The sequence below is a fragment of the Vreelandella sulfidaeris genome (assembly GCF_042429665.1).
Lineage (GTDB): Bacteria > Pseudomonadota > Gammaproteobacteria > Pseudomonadales > Halomonadaceae > Vreelandella.
On sequence record NZ_JBHMAC010000006.1, the window covers coordinates 93,144 to 114,337 of the forward strand.

Genomic DNA, 21,194 nt, shown 5'->3' on the forward strand with positions numbered 1-21,194 from the left:
TTTGTCGCAGGAGCATGTTACATTACGCTCAAACGCTGCAAACGCCTGATTTTGCTGCATCGCAGCAGTAAATGACACAAAGAGAGTGCTTATGACTACCCAGAGTAAACGCCCCCTATACCTTCCTTACGCCGGTCCTTCTTTGCTCGAAATGCCGCTATTGAATAAAGGCAGTGCGTTTACTCAGCAGGAGCGCTTGGCGTTTAACTTGATCGGGTTGCTGCCGCAAAAGGTGGAAACCATTGAGGACCAACTAGAGCGGGTCTATCGCCAATACCAGTTGTGTCATAGTGATCTTGAAAAGCACATTCATTTACGCGCTATTCAAGACGATAATGAAACGCTCTATTTCCGTATGGTTTCACAGCATCTTGAAGAGATGCTGCCGATTATCTATACCCCTACCGTTGGACAGGCGTGCCAGGAATTCTCCAATATCTATCGTAATCACCGTGGGCTGTTTATTAGCTACCCCGACCGCGAACATATGGACGATATCCTGCGTAGCGCCACCAAGGATAACGTCAAAGTTATCGTGGTCACTGACGGCGAGCGGATACTGGGCCTGGGCGACCAGGGTATCGGGGGCATGGGCATCCCGATTGGAAAACTGGCGCTATACACGGCCTGTGGTGGTATTAGCCCCGCTTACACGCTACCGATCATGATCGATGTAGGCACCAATAATAAAGCGTTGTTGGACGACCCTATGTACATGGGCTGGCGTCATGAGCGGGTAGGCCAGGAAGAATATGATGCCTTTATGGCGGAATTCATTGCTGCCGTGAAGCGGCGTTGGCCTAATGTGTTGTTGCAGTTTGAAGATTTTGCCCAGGCCAATGCGGTGCCGCTGTTGGAGCGCTACCGTGACGAACTATGCTGCTTCAACGATGATGTGCAGGGCACTGCCTCTGTGGTGGTCGGCACCTTGATGGCCGCTTGCCAGGCCCGTGAAGAAACCATTGCTCAACAGCGCGTCGTGTTTGTGGGCGGTGGCTCGGCAGGCTGTGGTATTGCCGAGCAAGTAGTAGTGGCGATGGAAGCCGAAGGCCTGACCGAAAGCGAAGCGCGGGCGCGCATTTTCGTTGTGGATCGCGATGGTTTAATGACCAGTGATCAAGAGTGGCAGCGCGATTTTCAGCGCCGCCTCGCCCACGACCCTTCGCTAGTGGCGCAGTGGAACGGCCAGGGCCTTGAAGAAACGATTGCACAGATCAAACCCACGGTATTGGTCGGTGTCTGTGGTCAGCGCGGTATCTTTACCGAGCAGGTGGTGCGCACGATGCATGCTGGCTGCGAACACCCGGTCATCATGCCGCTCTCTAATCCTACCTCGCAAGCAGAAGCCGTACCTGAAGATGTTATCCGCTGGACCGATGGCCAAGCTCTGGTGGCCACCGGTAGCCCCTTTGCGCCGGTGATTTATAACGGCCGTACTTACCCGATTGCTCAGTGCAACAACGCGTACATCTTCCCCGGGATTGGCTTGGGTGTGATCGCTGCCAGTGCTACCCGCGTCACTGATGAAATGCTCATGAGCGCCTCGCGAGCCCTGGCCCGTGAGGCGCCGTTGGTAAAAGAGGGCAAGGGAGCCTTGCTGCCACCGCTGTCGCGTATTCGCGATATCAGCAAGTCGATCGCGTTTGAAGTGGCGGCTCAAGCGCAGCAAAACGGCGTCGCGTTGAAAACCAGTGGCACGACATTGCGGGAACTGATCGAAAAAGCCTCCTGGTCGCCGGATTACCGCACCTATCGTCGTCGTGCTTTCTAAACATGCTGCTATAGGTGTTTGATAAATAGCGGCAAAAAAAGCCCCCACCGAGGTGGGGGCATGCAAGCATTGGTAGGTTTTACCTTTAGGCTGCGCCGATCATCTTGCGCAGCACGTAGTGAAGGATACCACCATGATGGTAGTAAGACAGCTCGTTTGCCGTATCAATTCGGCACTTGGCATCAACGCTTCGTTCACCATCGGCATTTTTAATCACTACTTTCACCGTGCCACCTGGTGTCAGATCGCTTAATCCTGCAATGGAAATCTCTTCATCACCGGTCAATTTCAACGTTTGACGGCTTTCGCCTTCGGCAAATTGCAGCGGTACAACGCCCATGCCAATCAGGTTGGAGCGGTGAATGCGCTCGAAGGATTCCGCAATGACGGCGCGAACGCCCAGCAGGCGGGTGCCTTTAGCCGCCCAATCCCGTGAAGAGCCGGTGCCATACTCTTTACCTGCAATCACGACAAGCGGTTTGCCTTCCTCCTGGTACTTCATGGCGGCATCATAAATCGCCATCTGCTCGCCGCTGGGGACGTGACGTGTTTCGCCACCCACCACGCCATCGAGCATCTCGTTTTTGATCCGCACGTTAGCGAAGGTGCCGCGCATCATCACTTCATGGTTACCGCGCCGCGAGCCGTAAGAGTTAAAGTCGACTGGTTTAACACCATGCTCTTGCAGATAACGCCCTGCGGGGCTGTCTGGCTTGATAGCACCAGCGGGCGAAATGTGGTCGGTAGTTACCGAGTCACCCAGCATGGCCAAAACGCGCGCGTTGTGAACATCTTCAATGGGATCCGGCTCGCGTCCCATGCCTTCGAAGAACGGCGGGTGTTGAATGTAGGTCGACTCAGGCCACTGATAAACCTTGCTTTCAGAAATATCGATTGCTTTCCAGACTTCGTCGCCCTCGAACACTTCGCCGTACTCTTTGCGGAACATCGCGGTGTTCACTTTCTCGACGGCGCTGGCGATCTCGGCCTGGCTGGGCCATACGTCTTTCAGATAAACCGGGTTACCGTCGCTGTCCTCTCCCAGCGGGTGTTGCGTCAGGTCGTGCTGGACGTTACCTGCCAAGGCATAAGCGACGACCAGGGGCGGCGAGGCGAGCCAGTTAGTCTTGACCAGAGGATGTACACGGCCTTCAAAGTTACGGTTGCCGGAAAGTACCGACGCCACGGCAAGGTCGCCACTGCTGATCGCCGTCTCTATCGCTTCAGGCAATGGGCCGGAGTTCCCGATACAGGTGGTGCAGCCATAGCCGACCAGGTTGAAGCCCAGGGCATCCAGATCTTCATTGAGGCCCGCTGCCGCCAGGTAATCAGTCACTACCTTGGAGCCAGGTGCCAGTGAGGTTTTTACCCATGGTTTGGTTACCAGGCCTTTCTCACGCGCTTTACGCGCGAGTAAGCCCGCTGCCATCATGACGCTTGGGTTGGAGGTGTTGGTGCAGGAGGTGATCGCTGCAATTACCACGGAGCCGGGGTGGAGATTAAAGTCCTGCGCATTAAGCTTCACGGCTTGGCTGTCGGCATGCTCAAAGCTGCGCTCGATGCCGACTGCGGTCTGGCCGCCTTCCGACGATAGCTTACCTTTCTCGGTCGGCTTCGCTTTCGCATCTTCCTGCATGAACTTGTCAAAGGCCGCCGCCATGTCTTTCAGCGCCACGCGATCCTGGGGACGTTTAGGGCCTGCAAGGCTGGCTTCTACCTCGGTCATGTCCAACTGCAGAGCGTCGCTAAAGATCGGCTCATCGTTGGGCTCGCGCCATAGACCCTGAGCTTTGCTATAGGCTTCCACCAGCGCGACTTGCTCATCTTCACGTCCGGTTAGACGCATATAGTTCAGCGTTTCATCATCAACCGGGAAAAAGCCACAAGTTGCGCCGTATTCAGGGGCCATGTTGGCAATGGTCGCGCGATCCGCAAGCGGCAGGTCTTTCAAGCCGTCACCGTAAAACTCGACAAATTTACCCACCACGCCTTTTTTACGCAGCATTTCGGTAACGGTGAGTACCAGGTCGGTGGCCGTAATGCCTTCGCGTAGCTTACCGGTTAGTTTGAAGCCAATGACTTCCGGGATCAGCATGGATACCGGCTGGCCGAGCATGGCGGCTTCGGCCTCGATACCACCCACACCCCAGCCAAGCACACCCAGGCCGTTGATCATGGTGGTGTGAGAATCGGTGCCAACGAGTGTGTCGGGATAGGCGAAGTTTTTACCGTCTTCCTGCTTGGTCCAGACCGCTCTGCCCAGGTACTCCAGGTTAACCTGGTGGCAAATACCGGTACCCGGCGGCACAACACTGAAATTGTCGAACGCCTGCTGGCCCCAGCGCAAAAATTCGTAGCGTTCGCGGTTGCGCTGCATTTCTATGTCGACGTTTTCCTGAAAGGCCGCCGGATTGCCAAACTTGTCGACCATGACCGAGTGATCAATGACCAGGTCGACAGGCGAAAGTGGGTTGATCTTCGCGGGGTCTTCGCCAAGGCTTTCTACGGCGGCGCGCATGGAGGCTAAATCGACCACGCCAGGCACGCCCGTAAAGTCCTGCATTAATACACGCGCTGGGCGATAACCTATTTCCCGGCTGGATTTACCTTCCTTCTGCCAATCCACCAGGGCCTGCATATCTTCTTCGGCAACGCTTTCGTCATCGGCGAAGCGTAGCTGATTTTCGAGCAGAATTTTGAGCGTCTTGGGAAGCCGGTCAATATTGCCTAATGCCTCTGCCGCTTGGGGGAGGCTGTAGTAGTGGTAGGTGGTACTGCCCACCTCTAGGCTATTTAGCGTATCGGTTATCTTGCTCATGCCATTCTCCTCTTATTGCTGGGTTGTTAGCTCAGCGTGTCGGTCACGGTTTTCCTTTAGTATGGCTTACCATAGTAATAACACATGAGTGTTTCCGCCGTCGCTTTCAAGGTTTCTTCGCCTAATAGCGTAGATGAAACCTTGCAATAGCTTGTACTTGGCGCCATTTCAGGCAGACTCTCAGCAAAATTATTCAGTCAGATCTTTACAAGGTGGTGTCATGGAAACGCGTCATGAACGTTTGATTATTCTTGGATCCGGCCCGGCGGGCTACACGGCCGCCGTGTACGCGGCGCGGGCAAACCTGAAGCCGTTGTTGATCACCGGTATTCAGGCGGGTGGCCAGTTGACCACGACCACCGACGTCGATAATTGGCCGGGTGATGCCCAAGGGGTACAAGGCCCTGAATTGATGGAACGTATGAAACAGCATGCTGAGCGCTTTAACACTGAAGTGCTGTTTGATCATATCAATGAGGTCAGCTTAGGTGAAAAGCCGTTCACCTTAACAGGTGATAGCGGTACTTATACCTGTGATGCGTTGATTGTGGCCACCGGCGCCAGCGCGCGGTATTTGGGCTTGCCCACTGAGCAGCAGTTTATGGGCCAAGGGGTCTCTGCCTGCGCCACCTGCGATGGATTTTTCTACCGCAACCAAGAAGTGATAGTAGTGGGCGGTGGGAACACGGCCGTTGAAGAAGCACTGTATCTGGCCAATATTGCCTCTAAAGTTACCTTGGTACACCGGCGCGACACGTTACGCGCAGAAAAAATTCTCCAGGATAAGCTAATGGAGAAAGTCGAGTCTGGCAAGATCGCGCTGGAGTGGTTCCAGGAAGTCGAGGAAGTACTCGGCGATAATACTGGTGTCACGGGCGTGCGGGTTAAATCCACCCAAGATGGCGCCAGCAAAGAGATTCATGCGCCAGGGTTGTTCATTGCCATTGGCCATAGCCCCAATACGGGAATTTTTGCCGGCCAGTTGGACATGAACGGTGGCTATATCAAGGTGCACTCAGGCCTGGAAGGCAACGCCACCGCGACCAGCGTGCCGGGCGTATTTGCTTGCGGTGACGTCATGGATCATGTCTATCGCCAAGCAATCACCTCGGCGGGCAGTGGCTGCATGGCGGCACTGGACGCCGAACGTTATCTAGACGGCATTGCCTAGACAGTACTGCTTAGACAGTACTGCTTAGACGGTACTGCTGGATAGTTTATTCCGCGGCGATGAAGCGTCGATAGCCATCAGCAATCAATCGACGCTTCATCGATCCTTAGCCGTCCCAATTGGCTGAGAACCAGCTTTCTGCCTTGAGCCCCGTCGGTGCGAGTAGCAGGGCAAATGGTAAAACTACCGTTGAAGCCACTGGTGTAACCAAGCGAGTCGTAGCGTATTCTCGACCACCCTCGGCTATAGGCCACCTGGGTGTTCCGCTGGGTAGGGAAGATACGCAAGATATCGTCGTTGGCTATGTGCTGTGTTTTATCACCCCGTACCACCATCAACTCACCGCTCCACTCATGAGCGCAGGATTGACGATCCTCTGTCGCAGGGCAAAGCGTCATTTGGCTGCGTTGGCTGATCGCGCTATTACGCGCCAGCGTAAAAGCGCTCTGCAGTCGGTTTATGTCACTGTATCTCGCGGTACGCTCCGCTAATAGTTGAAAGCTTGGTAGCCCCCAGGCAGCCACAATTCCCACCAGTAACAGCGTAATGAGTAGCTCAAGCAGTGTGAACCCACTGTTAGAGACAACGTTAAGGTTGTTATCACCGTCATTCATTGACTTGCCTCACTTGACCCTGCTTCTTCCCGCGCTATGCTCACTTTCCTTGTGTATCTGTATATTGCTTGGCTGCAAATTGCTTATTTTCAAAATGCTTAGCTGCGGATGGTTCAGTTGCGAATGGTTCAGTTGCGAATGGTTCAGCAGCGAACACGCTGTAGGTAAAGTTCACCCTAGTCGGCCCTACGTTTTTTTTATGTAAGCCAAAACGGACATTCATGTGAGCGATTTCTTAATTATTGGTGGCGGCGTGATCGGCATGATGACGGCGCTGCAATTAGCTGACGCAGGCCAGCAGGTGACGCTGGTTGAGCGAGGCGAGTGCGGTAAAGAAGCCTCGTGGGCTGGCGGTGGAATCGTGTCGCCACTTTATCCCTGGCGCTATGCCACTGAGGTGTCGCAGCTATCACGCTGGTCAGAAGGTGTTTATCCCTCCCTGGCACTGCGTTTGTTGGAAGAGACCGGTATTGATCCAGAGTATCGCCAAAAAGGGCTGCTCTACCTGAAGGTGGACGATGCCGACGCCGCACTTCACTGGGCGCATCAATTAGGCAAGCCGTTAGAGCGGGTCGGGGCCGGGTTTGTCCGCGACAAGGAACCAGGCGTGGCGGTCACCGATGAAGGCGCACTGTGGATGCCGACATTGGGCAGTGTGCGCAACCCTCGCTTGGCCAAAGCATTGAAGGCGCGGCTAAGCGCGATGGCACAGGTAACGCTGCACGAGCAGTGTGACGTTAGTGGCTTCGTTTATCAGGATGGCCAGGTTGTCGGCGTGGCGTCTTCTCAAGGCTCGCTAACGGCGGGCCAGATTGTCGTTTGTGGCGGTGCCTGGGCGGGGGCGCTCTTGGCCCAGCTTGGCGTGCAGTTGCCGGTCAAGCCCGTCAAAGGCCAGATGATTGCTTATCAAGCACCAAAAGGCTTGGTGCAACGTGTGGTGTTGAAAGACGGTCGCTATATCATTCCACGTGCAGATGGGCTGTTGTTGGTGGGCTCGACGCTTGAAGATGTCGGGTTTGATAAAACCACTGACGCGCTGGCCTTGGCGTCGCTCAGGCAGAGCGCTGAAGCGATCCTGCCTGCCCTGGCGGATTGCCCGGTAGCGCACCAGTGGGCGGGGCTACGCCCAGGTTCTCCTGAGGGCATCCCTTTTATCGGCGCGCTACCTGGCTGGCCCAATGTGTTTGTCAACGCGGGGCATTATCGTAATGGATTAGTGCTGGCGCCGGCCTCGACCCATTTGCTGGTAGACCAACTGCTGGGGCGTGAGCCGTTGATTGACCCTGCGCCTTATCAGCTTACACCCGAGCGATTAGTACACGGTTAAGGTGTTTGGTCTTTATCCTGCTGCTCCTGCAGAAAACGGTCACGATGGGCGCTGCTGCAGAACCACTGCTCGTGGTCACGCAGTGCCTCATCTTCAGGCACGTGGACCTCACACCAGCGGCAGCGGACCATTTTACCGCCTTCATGACGGTTGATTTTTTGATGCTGCGCATCGTGCTCAAGTTTGCGTTCACGGTAGATGCCGTAAAGCTTTAAACCGACATAAAATACAACGGCAAAGATAATCAGCCGAATGATCAAAAGGTTCATCCTTATTTTGTCTCCCGTGGTGGGATCTCGACAGTGGGATAGACGCATGCCCTTTGCCAGTTGGCGGCCCTTACGGGACAATGCGTGTATGACGGTGTAAACCAATTCTAAAGATTCTCAAGAGATTTTGACGCCCATGCAAGACTTAACGCTGGTAATGGCCCAACTCGATCCTCTGGTCGGGGATATTCCCGGCAATGCCGCACGCGCGATTGAAGCCGTGCGGGAAGCGCGGATTGAGCATGGGGCGGACATTGTTGTCTTTCCTGAGCTTTTTTTGTCGGGCTATCCACCCGAAGATTTATTGCTGCGCCCCTCGATGGAAACGCGCCTGCGTGAAGCACGTGCCCTCATGGCCTCGAAAGTCGCCCGTGACGTGCTGGTAATTATTGGCTATCCCGGTGTTCGCGAGGGGCGTTGTTACAACCTGGCTGGGCTGCTTTTTAATGGGCAATGGGAGGCGGAGTACGCCAAACAGTCGCTACCCAACTATCAGGTGTTCGACGAGCAACGTTACTTCACGGCGGGCGTTGAGCCTTTGGTGTATGAGCATAAGGGCGCAAAACTCGGCATCTTGATCTGTGAAGACTTGTGGGATGGCGCCCCCGTCAGGGCCACTAATCAGGCGGGCGCGGAAATCCTGATCACCTTGAACGCCTCGCCTTATCATCAGGATAAGCCCGCTGAACGGCTGAGCTTGTTGGAGCAGCATGCGTTAGACGTTAAACGGCCAATTGTGTATGTGAATACCATCGGTGGTCAGGATGAGCTGGTGTTCGACGGCGGCTCGTGCTGCGTTAACGCGAGTGGCGAGTTGCAGGTGCTGGCGCCCTTTTGGCAAGCGGGGCTGATGCCGATTCAGTTTTTACAAACCAGCGCGACTAACTGGGAACCTCAGCCGGGCGAGATTGATGCTGAAGTGGCACCTGAAGAGAGCCTTTACTGTGCCTTGGTCACTGGGGTGCGCGATTATGTCAACAAAAGTGGTTTCGAGGGTGTCGTGCTGGGACTCTCCGGCGGCATCGATTCTGCGCTGTCGCTAGCCATTGCCGTGGATGCCTTGGGACCACAGCGGGTGCAGGCAGTGATGATGCCTTACCACTACACCGCCGATATCTCCAAGCAGGATGCCGCCGAGCAAGCCGATATGCTGGGGGTGCACTACGAGGTCATGCCCATTGCATCGATGGTAGAAGCGTTTACGGACACGCTAGCAGAGAGCTTTGCAGGAACCGAGCGGGACACGACGGAAGAAAATCTTCAATCGCGCTGTCGTGGTGTATTGCTGATGGCGATTTCCAATAAAAAAGGCTTGATGGTGCTGACCACTGGCAATAAGAGCGAAATGGCGGTGGGCTATGCCACGCTCTACGGCGATATGGTGGGGGGCTATAATGCTCTTAAAGATGTCTATAAAACCTGGGTGTATCGCCTGGCTCGCTGGCGTAATACCCAGTCGCTGGCTATTCCTGAACGGGTGATTGAGCGTCCGCCTAGCGCCGAGCTGGCGCCTGGGCAGCAAGACAGTGATTCCTTGCCCGATTACGATGTGCTTGACGCCATATTAGTCAGCTACATCGAGGGCGACATGAGTGCCGAGGCCATCATCGCCGCCGGTTTCGACGAAGATGATGTTTATAAAGTGGTTAAGCTGGTCGACCGCTGCGAATATAAGCGCCGCCAAGCGCCTATCGGTGTCAGGGTGACGCCGCGAGGGTTTGGCCGGGACCGCCGCTATCCAATCGTGAATGGCTGGCAGCCCGGCGATTAACTATTCATGCGTCAACTCATGCATCAATACGCTTCAAAAGCCTTGGTTTAATCAACAATCAAAAGCTTTCCCACTCAGGCTCAAGCTGTGACGGTTGTTTGGCCGGCAGTGAGAGCCTGTTGGCGGTATTGGCGGGCGGCGTCGATAGCGAGGCGGTATGCGGCGGCCGTGCCTGCTGTTGGTTCGTCGGTAGTTTAAAGACTTCCATGGCATTGAGTAGCGAGTGAGCGTTCTGGCGCAGACTATTGGCCGCCGTGGCGCTCTCTTCGACCATGGCAGCATTCTGCTGAGTTGCCTGATCCATCTCTGTTATTGCTTGGCCGACCTCCTGCACGCCAGCGCTCTGTTCAGCGCTTGCGTTGCTGATCTCCTTCATGATGTTGGTCACGCGCTCGATAGCGGCCACAATCTGTTCGGTTGATTTGCTGGCTTCTTCGGCGCGTTTATTACCATGGCTTACCCGCTCCAGGTTGCTGGTAATCAACACATTGATCTCTTTGGCAGCATCGGCGCTGCGTTGCGCTAGCCGGCGTACCTCTTCAGCGACGACTGCGAAGCCACGGCCATGCTCACCTGCGCGAGCGGCTTCGACTGACGCGTTCAGGGCAAGAATATTGGTTTGAAAGGCAATGGCGTCAATGGTGGAAATAATGCCCGCGATCTCCTGCGAACTCTTGTTGAGATCGTTCATCGTGGTCACGACCTGATTAACGGCTTCGCCTCCTTGTTTTGCAGTGTTGGACGCGCTGGCAGCTTCCTGACTTGCCTGCTCGGAGTTATCGGCGTTGAGTTTTACCGTGCTATTAAGCTGCTCCATTGCCGACGCGGTCTCTGCCAGCGCACTTGCCTGCTGTTCCGTGCGCGAGGAAAGGTCATTATTGCCTTCTGCAATTTGTTCACTGTTGTTAGACACCGCCTCAGCAGAGGTACGCACCTGGGCCACAATGGTTTGTAACTGCTGAGCCATCGCCACCTGAGAGGCCATGATGCTGCGGTTATCACCTTTCTTCAGGCGTCCTTGGTTGGTCAGTTCTCCACGTCCAATAGCTTCAGCAAAGGCTTTGACTTCGTGAGGTTCGGCGCCTAATTCACGCAGTAGCTGGCGCGATAAAAATACCGCAATCAAGCCGCCCACCAGCAGTGCAAACAGTGTTAGCCCCAGCATCTGCATTTGGAAACCTGAAGCAGTATCGCGAGCGCTGGCGGTGGTGGCATTGTTTATTTCTTGTTGAAGATTGATGAACTGATTAATGCGATTAAGCCATTGGGTGTAGGCGGGGCCTGCTTGCTCCAGCATTAGTGCTTGCGCACGAGCATAATCATCTGCATGGCGAGCATCGATGACCTGTTCGGTCAATGCCTCGGTAACCAGCGCTTGTTCGTTGATACTGGTGAGAATGCTTTGTTCTTGCGGCGTGCCAGCATGTTCACTGGTTACCCGCTCCATTCCTGTGGTGGCGACCTGATAAACCTCACGCAGGCGTTCTATTTCGCCCTCAAGCTCGCTGAGATTACCGTTGCCCGCGGTGATAACAATGTCGCGGAGCACAATGGCGCGGTCATGAACGCTACCCCGCCAGTCCACGGCAAAACGCTGTTTAGTGCCGTTAACGTCGTTAATGGTGGTTAGATCACGGTCAATTTGATTAACCTGATAAACGCCGACGGCGGCAAGCAGAATCAGCAAGCCCAGAAGCGCGGAAAAGCCGGTAAGTAGCCGGGTGCTGATCTTTGTGCCAGACAACATGAGTCGCATTAGATATCGCCTTAGGCGCTGTTTAAGCGCTTTATTATGTGAGAAGCGACGATCTTATATTTTTGTACACTAGTTGTACATATAATATTTTTATTTGTACAAGAAGATGGGTGCGCTTTTTAGCCTTCTAAAAACGACAACACCACGCCGAAGCGTGGTGTCGAAAGTTAATGATTGTATAGGTCTAGCAGTAGGGGGTTGAGCGCTTACGCATTTACGCTCAATGTTTGGGCTCAAAGCTGCCGTTCTGTAACTGCTCATGGTCGGGCGCATTCTCACGCAATACCGCCAGCACTTCGTTGGCCCGGTCGTCCATATTTAGCCCTTGATACCCTTCGACCATCGTGGCGAGTGCGTCGCGGGTGGCACTGGATTCTGGATAGTTTTCAATGACCCAGCGGCCTCGTTCAACGGCGGCTAAATAAGCACCTCGGCGCAGGTAGTAGTCCGCTACGTGCAGTTCATGGCGGGCCATTAGTTCACGTAGATAGACAATACGCTGCTGGGCATCGGCGGCGTAGTCACTTTGCGGGTAGCGCTGAATCAGCTCACGAAAATCATTATAGGCATCGCGTGAGGCGCCCAGATCGCGTTTTGAGATATCAATCAGACGCAGGCGCTCTAAGCTGAAACGGCCCGCCTGCCAGGCAGAAAGCCCGCGCAGGTAGTAGGCGTAATCGACCTGAGGGTGGTCTGGATGAAGGCGGATAAAGCGACTGGCGGCTGCACGAGCCTCTTCCCAGTTACTGTTTTCATAGTAGGCATAGATCAATTCAAGCTGTGCCTGCTCGGCATGAGCGCCAAATGGATAGCGTGTATCGAGCGCTTCCAGGCGTTCTATTGCCACGGGGTAGCGGTTGCTGTCTAGGGCTGTGCGGGCCAGCTCATAGAGCTCACGCTCCTGTACGCCAGCAAATTCGTCGTCCTCTTCTTCGCTAGTCGTGTTACTTGCACAGCCCGCTAAAAGGGCAAAACTTAAGGCCAGAGCGCCAAAGCGGTTGGCAGCTGAAAAAACGCGCATCATCATCCTCGTTGCTAACAAGCCTCTATCACCAAAAAGCGGCGATGGCCGTAAGTAGAAATGGTAGAATAGGTCGCAGTACGCCCACTATAAAACACCTCGACATAAAACGCAGGCTTAGCGGTGTTTCGTCGGGTGTCGTCAACGGAAATATTTCCATGCCTCGGCTAATTTTGATCGCCTTGCTCAGGTGTTTGGCGTTTTAAAGGGGTTCTTTGCGTTTGAAAGAGGTTTGTCATGTCTCGAGTAGTTGAAGACACGCAGCGTGTGCCCGCCACGCTAGCTGGCGCGCGTTTAGACCAGGCCGCGGCCGAGTTGTTCAGCGATTACTCCCGTGAGCGCTTAAAAGCGTGGATTAACGCGGGAGAGCTGACGGTGGATGGCGTGCCAGCCAAGCCCAAAGCTAAGCTGCATGGTCATGAAGTGCTGGCGCTGCAGGCGACGATTGAAGACGACACGCGTTTTGAAGCGCAGGATATCGCGCTTGATATCGTGTACGAAGACGATGCGGTCATGGTAATCAACAAAGCCGCGGGTATGGTGGTACACCCTGCAGCGGGAAACCCGGACGGCACGTTGCTCAATGCGCTGTTGCATCATCAACCAGCGCTTGCCGAAGTGCCTCGGGCGGGGATTGTCCATCGCCTGGATAAAGACACCACCGGACTGATGATGGTGGCGAAAACGCTCCCTGCGCAGACGATTCTGGTGGAACAGTTACAGGCACGTAGCGTGTCACGCCAGTACGACGCCGTGGTGATCGGTAAGCCAGTGTCTGGCAGCACCATCGATGCGCCGATTGGCCGGCACCCTAAAGATCGCAAACGCCAGGCTGTCACGGCATCGGGAAAGCCCGCTATCACCCATTTTCGTGTGGTTGAACGTTTCCGCGCGCATACCCATGTGCGCTGTAAGCTGGAAACCGGGCGTACTCACCAAATCAGGGTACACATGGCCCATGCCCGCTATCCGCTAATTGGTGATCCTATGTATGGTGGCCGTGCGAAATTGCCACCCGGTGCCGCGGAGCCGTTAAAAGAGATTCTGCGCGAATTTCCTCGCCAAGCGCTACATGCGCGTAAGTTAAGTTTTCTGCATCCTGTTAGTGGCGAAACGTTAACGTTTCGTGCGGACTTGCCCGATGACCTGTTAATGTTGTTGGATTATTTGCGCGAAGATAACGAGACCATGCGATGAGCGATGCCATTAATTTGCGGCCGACGCTTTTAACGCCAGATTGGCCTGCGCCGAGTAACGTGCGCGCGTTTGTGACTACCCGCGAATCGGGGCCTAGTCAGGGCGAATTTGCCGCGTTTAATCCCGCCTCTCATGTGGGCGATAACCCTGATCATGTTGCGCTATGTCGTCGGTTGTTAAACAAGGAGATGGGTGATGAGCGGCCCTTGTTGTGGCTGAATCAAACCCATGGCGCACGCGTACAGCAAGGTTATCAAGCGGATACTCCCAACGCTGACGCGTCGATTGCAAGCTCAAGTGAGTACGCCTGTGTGGTGCTCACCGCCGACTGCCTGCCAGTAATGTTCTGCAATCGGGCAGGGACTCAGGTGGCCGTGGCGCATGCCGGTTGGCGCGGTTTGGCAGGCGGCGTATTGGAAGCCACCATTGCCGCCATGAACACCGACCCGGACGACATCCTGGTATGGCTAGGGCCCGCTATCTCCAACGCTCAGTTTGAGGTGGGGCCAGAAGTGTACGGTGCGTTTGTCGCCGTGCACCCTGATACCGCCGACGCCTTTGATCACAGCCCTTACCGGCTGGGCCATTACATGGCCGACCTTTACCGGCTGGCGCGCTTTCGTCTTGAGGCGCTAGGGGTGCATCACATAAGTGGTGGCCACTTCTGTACTGCCTGCGAATCGCGTTTCTACTCTTACCGCCGCGACGGTGGTAACACCGGCCGCATGGCAAGCGTGATCTGGATCAACTAACGTTTAGAAGCCCTTCCTTACGTCTGCGGTTTACACGTCTGCCTCTTGAAAAGCATGGAACTGACGCCATTTAACTTGTCAAGCTAAGTAATGATTAGCACATCTAATGACACGTTAGTGGGCCACGCGATGCGTCCAAACGCACGCCATCCCCAGGAGGAATTCCATGCGTTTCGATAAATTTACCGCCAAGCTCCAAAGTGCGATTGCCGAAGCGCAGTCGTTGGCAGTGGGTCGCGGTCATAATCAGCTAGACCCTGCGCATTTGCTGCTTGCGCTGCTCGATACCAAAGATACCGGCATTAAAGCCCTGATTGAAAAAGCGGAAGGCAGTAGTTCCCGCCTGCGTGACGGGCTGCTGCAGCAATTGGATAATTTACCCAAAGTGGGTCAGTTCGATGGCGAAGTGCAGCCCTCACGGGACTTTATCAAGTTATTCAACTTGACGGATCGCGAGGCGCAAAAGCGCGGCGACCAGTTTATTGCCAGTGAGCTGGTGTTGCTGGCAGCGCTTGAAATGAACTCGGCGATTACCAAGCTGCTTAAAGACGTGGGGATTAACCGTAAGTCGCTTGAAGCCGCGATCAACAGCCTGCGCGGTGGCGCCACGGTGGATGATGCCAACGCCGAAGATCAGCGTGAAGCGCTCAACAAGTACACTCTTGACCTTACCCAGCGCGCGTTGGACGGCAAACTTGACCCCGTCATCGGTCGTGATGACGAAATTCGCCGTACCATCCAGGTCTTGCAGCGGCGCACCAAAAACAACCCGGTATTGATTGGTGAGCCAGGCGTGGGTAAAACCGCCATCGTAGAAGGGCTCGCTCAGCGCATCGTCAATGGCGAGGTCCCCGAAGGCCTGAAGGATAAGCGCGTCCTCTCGCTGGATATGGGCTCGCTCTTGGCGGGCGCCAAGTTTCGCGGTGAGTTCGAGGAGCGCCTCAAAGCCGTGCTGAAAGAGCTTTCCCAGGAGGAAGGCCGAGTCATCCTGTTTATTGATGAGCTGCATACCATGGTTGGCGCAGGCAAGGCCGAAGGTGCCATGGACGCAGGCAACATGCTCAAGCCTGCGTTGGCGCGTGGTGAACTGCACTGTGTGGGCGCCACTACTCTTGATGAGTATCGCAAGTATATCGAAAAGGACGCCGCCCTTGAGCGCCGCTTCCAGAAAGTGCTGGTTGATGAACCCAGTGAAGAGGATACCGTCGCTATCCTGCGCGGTCTGAAAGAGCGCTACGAGGTGCACCACGGGGTGGATATCACCGACTCGGCGATTATCGCCGCGGCGAAGCTGTCCACTCGCTATATCACCGATCGTCAGTTGCCGGATAAAGCCATTGACCTGATTGATGAGGCGGCCTCGCGGATTCGCATGGAACTGGATTCCAAGCCAGAGGCTATGGATCGTCTGGATCGCCGCTTGATTCAGCTCAAGATGGAACGTGAGGCGCTCAAGAAAGAGACCGATGAGGCGACCAAAAAACGCCTGGAAGCGCTCAATAACCAGATTCACGAATTAGAGCGTGAATACGCCGACCTGGATGAAATCTGGAAAGCCGAAAAGGCCAGTATTCAGGGGGCAGCTCAATTCAAGGCCGATTTGGAGCAAGCCCGGCTTGATCTTGAGCAGGCTCGCCGTCAGGGCGATTTGGGTCGGATGTCGGAAATTCAGTACGGCAAGATCCCTGAGCTTGAGAAGAAAATTGCCGAAAGCGGCGAGGGCGAAGCGGATATCGCCAGTCATCAGCTGCTGCGCTCCAATGTGACCGAAGAGGAAATTGCCGAAGTCGTTTCGCGTTGGACCGGCATTCCGGTTTCCAAGATGCTGGAAGGCGAGCGGGACAAGCTGCTGCGTATGGAAGAAGCGCTTCACCAGCGGGTGATTGGTCAGCACGAGGCGGTTGAAGCCGTGGCGAATGCGGTGCGCCGCTCTCGGGCAGGGTTGTCTGACCCCAATCGTCCCAACGGTTCATTCTTGTTTCTTGGCCCGACTGGGGTGGGTAAAACCGAGCTGTGCAAGTCCTTGGCGACTTTCTTGTTCGATACCGAAGAGGCGATGGTGCGTATCGATATGTCGGAGTTCATGGAGAAGCACTCCGTGGCCCGTCTGATCGGTGCTCCCCCCGGCTACGTGGGTTATGAAGAAGGCGGGTATTTAACCGAGGCGGTAAGGCGTAAGCCCTATTCGGTGCTGCTGCTGGATGAAGTAGAAAAAGCCCACCCGGACGTTTTCAATATCCTGCTACAGGTATTGGAAGATGGTCGCTTGACCGATGGACAGGGGCGTACGGTAGATTTTCGTAATACCGTCATCGTAATGACGTCCAACATGGGCTCGGACGTTATTCAGCGCATGGGGGGTGACGATAGCGACTACGAAGTGATGAAAAACATGGTCATGGAAGTAGTGGGCAATCATTTCCGACCGGAGTTGATTAACCGTATCGATGAAGTCGTGGTGTTCCATGCGTTAGGGCAGGAGCAAATCCAGGCGATTGCCGGTATTCAATTAGAGCGCTTGAAAGGACGCCTAGCGGAACATGACTTGAGGTTAGAGGTGAGTCCTGAGGCCATGGCGCAACTGGCGGTGGTGGGATTTGACCCTGTCTATGGCGCGCGACCGCTCAAGCGGGCCATTCAAAGCCGTATTGAGAATCCATTGGCTCAAGACTTGTTGGCGGGTAAATATGCGCCAGGCAGTGTCATTCGTATCAGCGCGGAGGAAGGTAAGCTGGTATTTGAGTAAGCCACTTTGCGCAATTGAATAGGCTAAACGCCCCGTCAGCATCGCTGGTGGGGCTTTTTTTTAGCCTTCCTACGACGATTGTTGCGTTTGGCCTGTTACGAGGTTGACAGTCTGCCAGCGCTAATGGAATCTTGTCGGTTCCTGATTTGCGGGCGCGGTCACTACAGGCAACCCCTAACCACCGCGCGAAGGGTAGGCAATGGCCTCTACCCGCCGAAGGACTTCCGGGCTTGGGTTAACCGTCCAGCCTGGCCAACGCCCCGACACGGCGAACTGCCGTGAAAGGAAGCATGTGTTTTATATCGACATAACACACATGCTCCCGATAAGAGTGCAGGCCCTAACCGGGCCTCCTGCCAGGGTTTGGCATCAGGTGCCGACACGGGTCGGCAGCGGCATACCGCCGCACTCGACACCGCAGGATAACCTGCGGATCGCACTCGAGACCTCTAGGGGAGAAATACAGTGGAATTGCTTTCCGGCGCAGATATGATCGCCCGCTTCTTGCAAGATGAGGGCATCGAATATATTTATGGTTACCCTGGCGGGGCAGCGCTGCATATTTATGATGCGCTCTTTCGCCAAGATAAAGTTAAGCACATTCTGGTGCGTCATGAGCAAGCAGCCACCCACGCGGCTGACGGCTACGCTCGTGCCTCGGGTAAACCAGGCTGTGTGTTGGTCACGTCAGGCCCAGGTGCCACCAATGCCGTCACCGGCATTGCCACCGCCTACATGGACTCAATTCCCATGGTGGTGTTGTGTGGTCAGGTAGCCAGCCATCTGATTGGTGAAGACGCCTTTCAAGAGACCGATATCGTTGGGGTCACTCGGCCCATCGTGAAGCACAGCTTCTCGATTCGCCATCCTTCTGAAATTCCAGAAGTGCTGAAGAAAGCCTTTTATCTGGCGTCAACAGGCCGCCCGGGCCCCGTCGTTGTGGATATTCCCAAGGACATGACCGCGCCAACCGAACGCTATGAATATGTGTATCCCAAAAAGGTCAAACTACGTTCGTATAATCCTGTCACACGCGGCCATACCGGGCAGATCAAAAAAGCTGTCGAGCTGATGCTCAAGGCCAAGCGGCCGGTGTTTTATACCGGCGGTGGCGTGGTGACGGGTAAAGCTAGCGAAGGCTTGACCAATTTGGTGAAGCAACTGGGCTTTCCCATTACGACGACCTTGATGGGGATTGGCGCGTATCCGCAAAGTGACTCGCAGTGTTTGGGCTGGCTGGGGATGCATGGCTCCTATGAGTCCAATATGGCGATGCACCATGCCGACCTGATTATTGCCATCGGGGCACGTTTCGACGACCGCGTGACTAATAATACGTCGAAATTTTGCCCCACTGCCAAGATCATCCATGTCGACGTTGATCCAAGTTCCATTTCGAAAACGGTGCGCGCGGACGTGCCGATCGTAGGTCCTGCCTCTAGCGTTATCAATGAAATGATCAGTTTGGTGCAAGGACAATCGATTGCTCATCCTGAAGCATTAACCGAATGGTGGCAGAAGATCGATAGCTGGAAAGCCGACCGTGAAGGTAAGCTTTATGAGCCGTCCAAGCCCGGTGAGGTGATCAAACCTCAGGAAGTGGTCGAAGCGCTATGCCGCGTTACGAGGGGTGAAGCGTATGTGACTACCGATGTTGGACAGCACCAGATGTTCGCGGCTCAGTACTATAAATTTGATAAGCCCAACCGGCTGATTACCTCGGGTGGTTTAGGCACCATGGGCTTTGGTTTCCCCGCGGCGATGGGGATTAAGCAGAACTACCCGGATGACGATGTCGTGTGCGTTACCGGTGAGGGCAGCTTCCAGATGATGATGCAGGAGCTCTCTACCTGTAAGCAGTATGGGGTGGGCGTTAAAATCGTCAACCTTAATAATGCTTCACTTGGTATGGTGCGCCAGTGGCAGGATCTGAACTACAAGTCCCGTCATGCACATTCTTATATGGAGTCGCTCCCGGACTTCCATATGCTGATTGAGGCGTATGGTTTTACCGCTATTACCGTCAATACGCTGGACGAGCTGGAGCCCGCGCTAGAAAGGGCGTTTGCTGACAAGCATGAGCTGGTGTTCCTTGACGTGAAGGTCGACCCCTTTGAGCACGTCTATCCGATGCAGGTGCCGTTAGGTGCCATGCGCGACATGCTGCTGTCTAAAACGGAGCGTACCTGATGCGTCATATCATCTCGATTCTGTTAGAAAATGAACCGGGTGCGCTGTCACGTGTAGTCGGGCTGTTCTCCCAGCGTAATTTCAACATCGAAACGCTTAACGTGGCACCCACCGAAGATCCTTCTCTGTCGCGTCTAACGGTGACTACCGTGGGCGATGACCGGGTGATCGAGCAGATTACCAAGCACCTCAATAAGCTCATTGATGTGGTTAAATTGGTAGATCTGACGGAAGGCAATCATATTGAGCGCGAGCTAATGCTGGTCAAGGTGAAGGCGCTGGGCGCGGCGCGTGATGAGGTCAAGCGTACGGTGGATATCTTCCGTGCGCAGATCGTCGACGTGACGCCAAGCCTGTATACCGTGCAGATCACGGGTGACGCCGGCAAGCTGGATGCCTTTCTACAGGCCATGGCGCCGGTAGGCATTCTTGAAGTTGCGCGTACCGGGGTTTCAGGTATCGCACGGGGTGATAAGGTTCTGTCGCTTTAACTGTTAAGCGCACTCCTCATTAATCCGACCGTTAGAGCGCCGCCCTTATGATTCAATTAGGGCGGCGCTTTTTTATTGGCGGCTCGCGTTGCGTTTATCACTTTCGTGCTGCTGAATGGTTAAGCCTCGGTGTAATGGACTGGCTGAGAGGTCTCCACCGTGTAGAATGAGAGCAACTACTGTTCCCGTGACTTCACTTTTAATGGATGAAACCTATGACACAGGACAATCGCGATCAAATGCCTTCCGGTGCTGATAAGCCTGGCATTGACCAGACAAACGATGGTCAAGCAGGCACAGACCAAGTAAGTCCGGATCAAGTAAGCACGGATCAAGCAAGCCACGACCAAGTCAACCCTGACCAGCGCCGCGAACAAGACCGGTCAAAGGTAGGGGGGAATGAAGATTTGGCCGCTGCTTTCCTGCGTGATACGGAGGTGGTTGAGGAGACGGTTGAGGACGGCAAGAAGATCCGACGTAAAGGTATCTATTTGCTGCCTAACTTGTTTACGACATCGGCGCTTTTTGCAGGCTTCTTTGCGGTTGTCGCGGGTATCAATGGGGAGTTTACCTCTGCTGCCGTCGCGGTGTTTATTGCGATGGTACTAGATGGGTTAGATGGCCGTGTTGCCCGCATGACCAATACGCAAAGTGAGTTTGGCGCCGAATACGACAGCCTGGCCGATATGATTTCGTTTGGCATGGCGCCGGCGTTGGTGGCCTTTACCTGGATTCTTCAAGATATTGGTAAGACAGGATGGGTAGTCGCTTTTCTTTACGTGGCCTGCGCGGCGCTTCGCCTGGCACGCTTCAATGTTCAGATCGGCAGCGTTGATAAAAAATGGTTTATCGGCTTGCCGAGTCCCTCTGCGGCAGCGCTTGTCGCCGCCAGTGTCTGGACCTTCCATAGCTTTGATGCGGACGCGTTTGGTTTTAAATTGCTGATGCTGGTAGTGGTGGCAGCGGCAGGTGTGTTGATGGTGAGCAATATCCGCTACTACAGCTTTAAAGACCTCGACTTTAAAAAGCCGGTGCCGTTTGTAGTGCTGCTAGCGGTGGTGCTGGGGTTCGTCATGATCTCGGTTGAGCCCTCCGTCATGCTGCTACTGTTATTTGGTACGTATGTGGCGTCGGGCCCTGTATTAGCCGTGATGCGCAAAGCAAAACCCAAGAATTAACAGCCGACGCAGCTTTTTTAAACTTTTTCATAATCCCCCCCTTGCCAACCCGGCCGCGAATCCGTAAAGTACGCATCCGCTGCCGGGGACGCCAAGCGTTACCAGCGGTGAATGAGGTGTAA

15 protein-coding genes are annotated in these 21,194 nt (G+C 54.8%); 10 read left to right on the plus strand and 5 right to left on the minus strand.

What is annotated here, in order from left to right:
* The first annotated feature begins 91 nt into the window (after window positions 1–91).
* The gene (locus ACFFLD_RS03925; RefSeq protein WP_386036431.1) at window positions 92–1,771 is read left to right on the plus strand and encodes an NAD-dependent malic enzyme; all 1,680 of its coding nucleotides are present in this window, start codon (window positions 92–94) and stop codon (window positions 1,769–1,771) included.
* 85 nt (window positions 1,772–1,856) lie between these two features.
* On the opposite strand, the gene acnA is transcribed toward ACFFLD_RS03925, so the two are convergent.
* Window positions 1,857–4,589: an aconitate hydratase AcnA gene (acnA, locus tag ACFFLD_RS03930; RefSeq protein ID WP_386036428.1), complete on the minus strand. Its 2,733-nt coding sequence runs from the start codon at window positions 4,587–4,589 to the stop codon at window positions 1,857–1,859.
* Window positions 4,590–4,809: 220 nt separating this feature from the next.
* Between acnA and trxB the strand changes: the two genes are divergently transcribed.
* A complete protein-coding gene (gene trxB / locus ACFFLD_RS03935) occupies window positions 4,810–5,760 on the plus strand; it encodes a thioredoxin-disulfide reductase (protein WP_386036425.1) in 951 nt (316 codons plus the stop codon).
* A 77-nt stretch (window positions 5,761–5,837) separates the two neighbouring features.
* Here trxB and ACFFLD_RS03940 read toward each other — a convergent pair whose 3' ends face one another.
* Window positions 5,838–6,374 (minus strand): GspH/FimT family pseudopilin, encoded by a 537-nt coding sequence (locus ACFFLD_RS03940; RefSeq protein WP_386036422.1) that lies wholly within the window; start codon window positions 6,372–6,374, stop codon window positions 5,838–5,840.
* Window positions 6,375–6,597: 223 nt separating this feature from the next.
* On the opposite strand from ACFFLD_RS03940, the gene thiO reads away from it, so the two are divergent.
* Window positions 6,598–7,701: a glycine oxidase ThiO gene (gene thiO, locus ACFFLD_RS03945; RefSeq protein WP_386036419.1), complete on the plus strand. Its 1,104-nt coding sequence runs from the start codon at window positions 6,598–6,600 to the stop codon at window positions 7,699–7,701.
* Here thiO and ACFFLD_RS03950 read toward each other — a convergent pair.
* Complete coding sequence (locus tag ACFFLD_RS03950) at window positions 7,698–7,970, minus strand: PP0621 family protein (RefSeq protein ID WP_386036416.1); 273 nt, start codon at window positions 7,968–7,970, stop codon at window positions 7,698–7,700. The two genes, thiO and ACFFLD_RS03950, sit on opposite strands and share 4 nt — an antisense overlap.
* A gap of 136 nt (window positions 7,971–8,106) precedes the next feature.
* Here ACFFLD_RS03950 and ACFFLD_RS03955 point away from each other — a divergent pair, with 136 nt between their 5' ends.
* Complete coding sequence (locus ACFFLD_RS03955; protein ID WP_386036413.1) at window positions 8,107–9,741, plus strand: NAD+ synthase; 1,635 nt, start codon at window positions 8,107–8,109, stop codon at window positions 9,739–9,741.
* Between the two features lie 58 nt (window positions 9,742–9,799).
* Here the strand turns inward: ACFFLD_RS03955 and ACFFLD_RS03960 are convergent, their stop codons facing one another.
* Together ACFFLD_RS03960 and ACFFLD_RS03965 are read right to left on the minus strand one after the other, a co-directional pair.
* Window positions 9,800–11,497: a methyl-accepting chemotaxis protein gene (locus ACFFLD_RS03960; RefSeq protein ID WP_386036410.1), complete on the minus strand. Its 1,698-nt coding sequence runs from the start codon at window positions 11,495–11,497 to the stop codon at window positions 9,800–9,802.
* Window positions 11,498–11,717: 220 nt separating this feature from the next.
* Complete coding sequence (locus ACFFLD_RS03965; RefSeq protein ID WP_386036407.1) at window positions 11,718–12,518, minus strand: outer membrane protein assembly factor BamD; 801 nt, start codon at window positions 12,516–12,518, stop codon at window positions 11,718–11,720.
* 237 nt (window positions 12,519–12,755) lie between these two features.
* Here ACFFLD_RS03965 and rluD point away from each other — a divergent pair, with 237 nt between their 5' ends.
* From rluD to pssA, 6 genes are all read left to right on the plus strand, one after another.
* On the plus strand, window positions 12,756–13,715 hold the full coding sequence (gene rluD / locus ACFFLD_RS03970) for a 23S rRNA pseudouridine(1911/1915/1917) synthase RluD (RefSeq protein WP_386036404.1): 960 nt from the start codon (window positions 12,756–12,758) through the stop codon (window positions 13,713–13,715).
* Window positions 13,712–14,467: a peptidoglycan editing factor PgeF gene (gene pgeF / locus ACFFLD_RS03975; RefSeq protein WP_386036401.1), complete on the plus strand. Its 756-nt coding sequence runs from the start codon at window positions 13,712–13,714 to the stop codon at window positions 14,465–14,467. The genes rluD and pgeF overlap by 4 nt, the downstream gene beginning before the upstream one ends.
* A 166-nt stretch (window positions 14,468–14,633) precedes the next feature.
* On the plus strand, window positions 14,634–17,213 hold the full coding sequence (gene clpB, locus ACFFLD_RS03980; RefSeq protein WP_386036398.1) for an ATP-dependent chaperone ClpB: 2,580 nt from the start codon (window positions 14,634–14,636) through the stop codon (window positions 17,211–17,213).
* Window positions 17,214–17,678: 465 nt separating this feature from the next.
* A complete protein-coding gene (locus ACFFLD_RS03985; protein ID WP_386036395.1) occupies window positions 17,679–19,403 on the plus strand; it encodes an acetolactate synthase 3 large subunit in 1,725 nt (574 codons plus the stop codon).
* The gene (ilvN, locus tag ACFFLD_RS03990; RefSeq protein ID WP_007113940.1) at window positions 19,403–19,894 is read left to right on the plus strand and encodes an acetolactate synthase small subunit; all 492 of its coding nucleotides are present in this window, start codon (window positions 19,403–19,405) and stop codon (window positions 19,892–19,894) included. Before ACFFLD_RS03985 ends, ilvN begins: the two co-directional genes overlap by 1 nt.
* A gap of 206 nt (window positions 19,895–20,100) precedes the next feature.
* Entirely contained in the window at window positions 20,101–21,072 is a 972-nt protein-coding gene (gene pssA / locus ACFFLD_RS03995; RefSeq protein ID WP_386036390.1) for a CDP-diacylglycerol--serine O-phosphatidyltransferase, read from the plus strand.
* The last annotated feature ends 122 nt before the right edge of the window (window positions 21,073–21,194 follow it).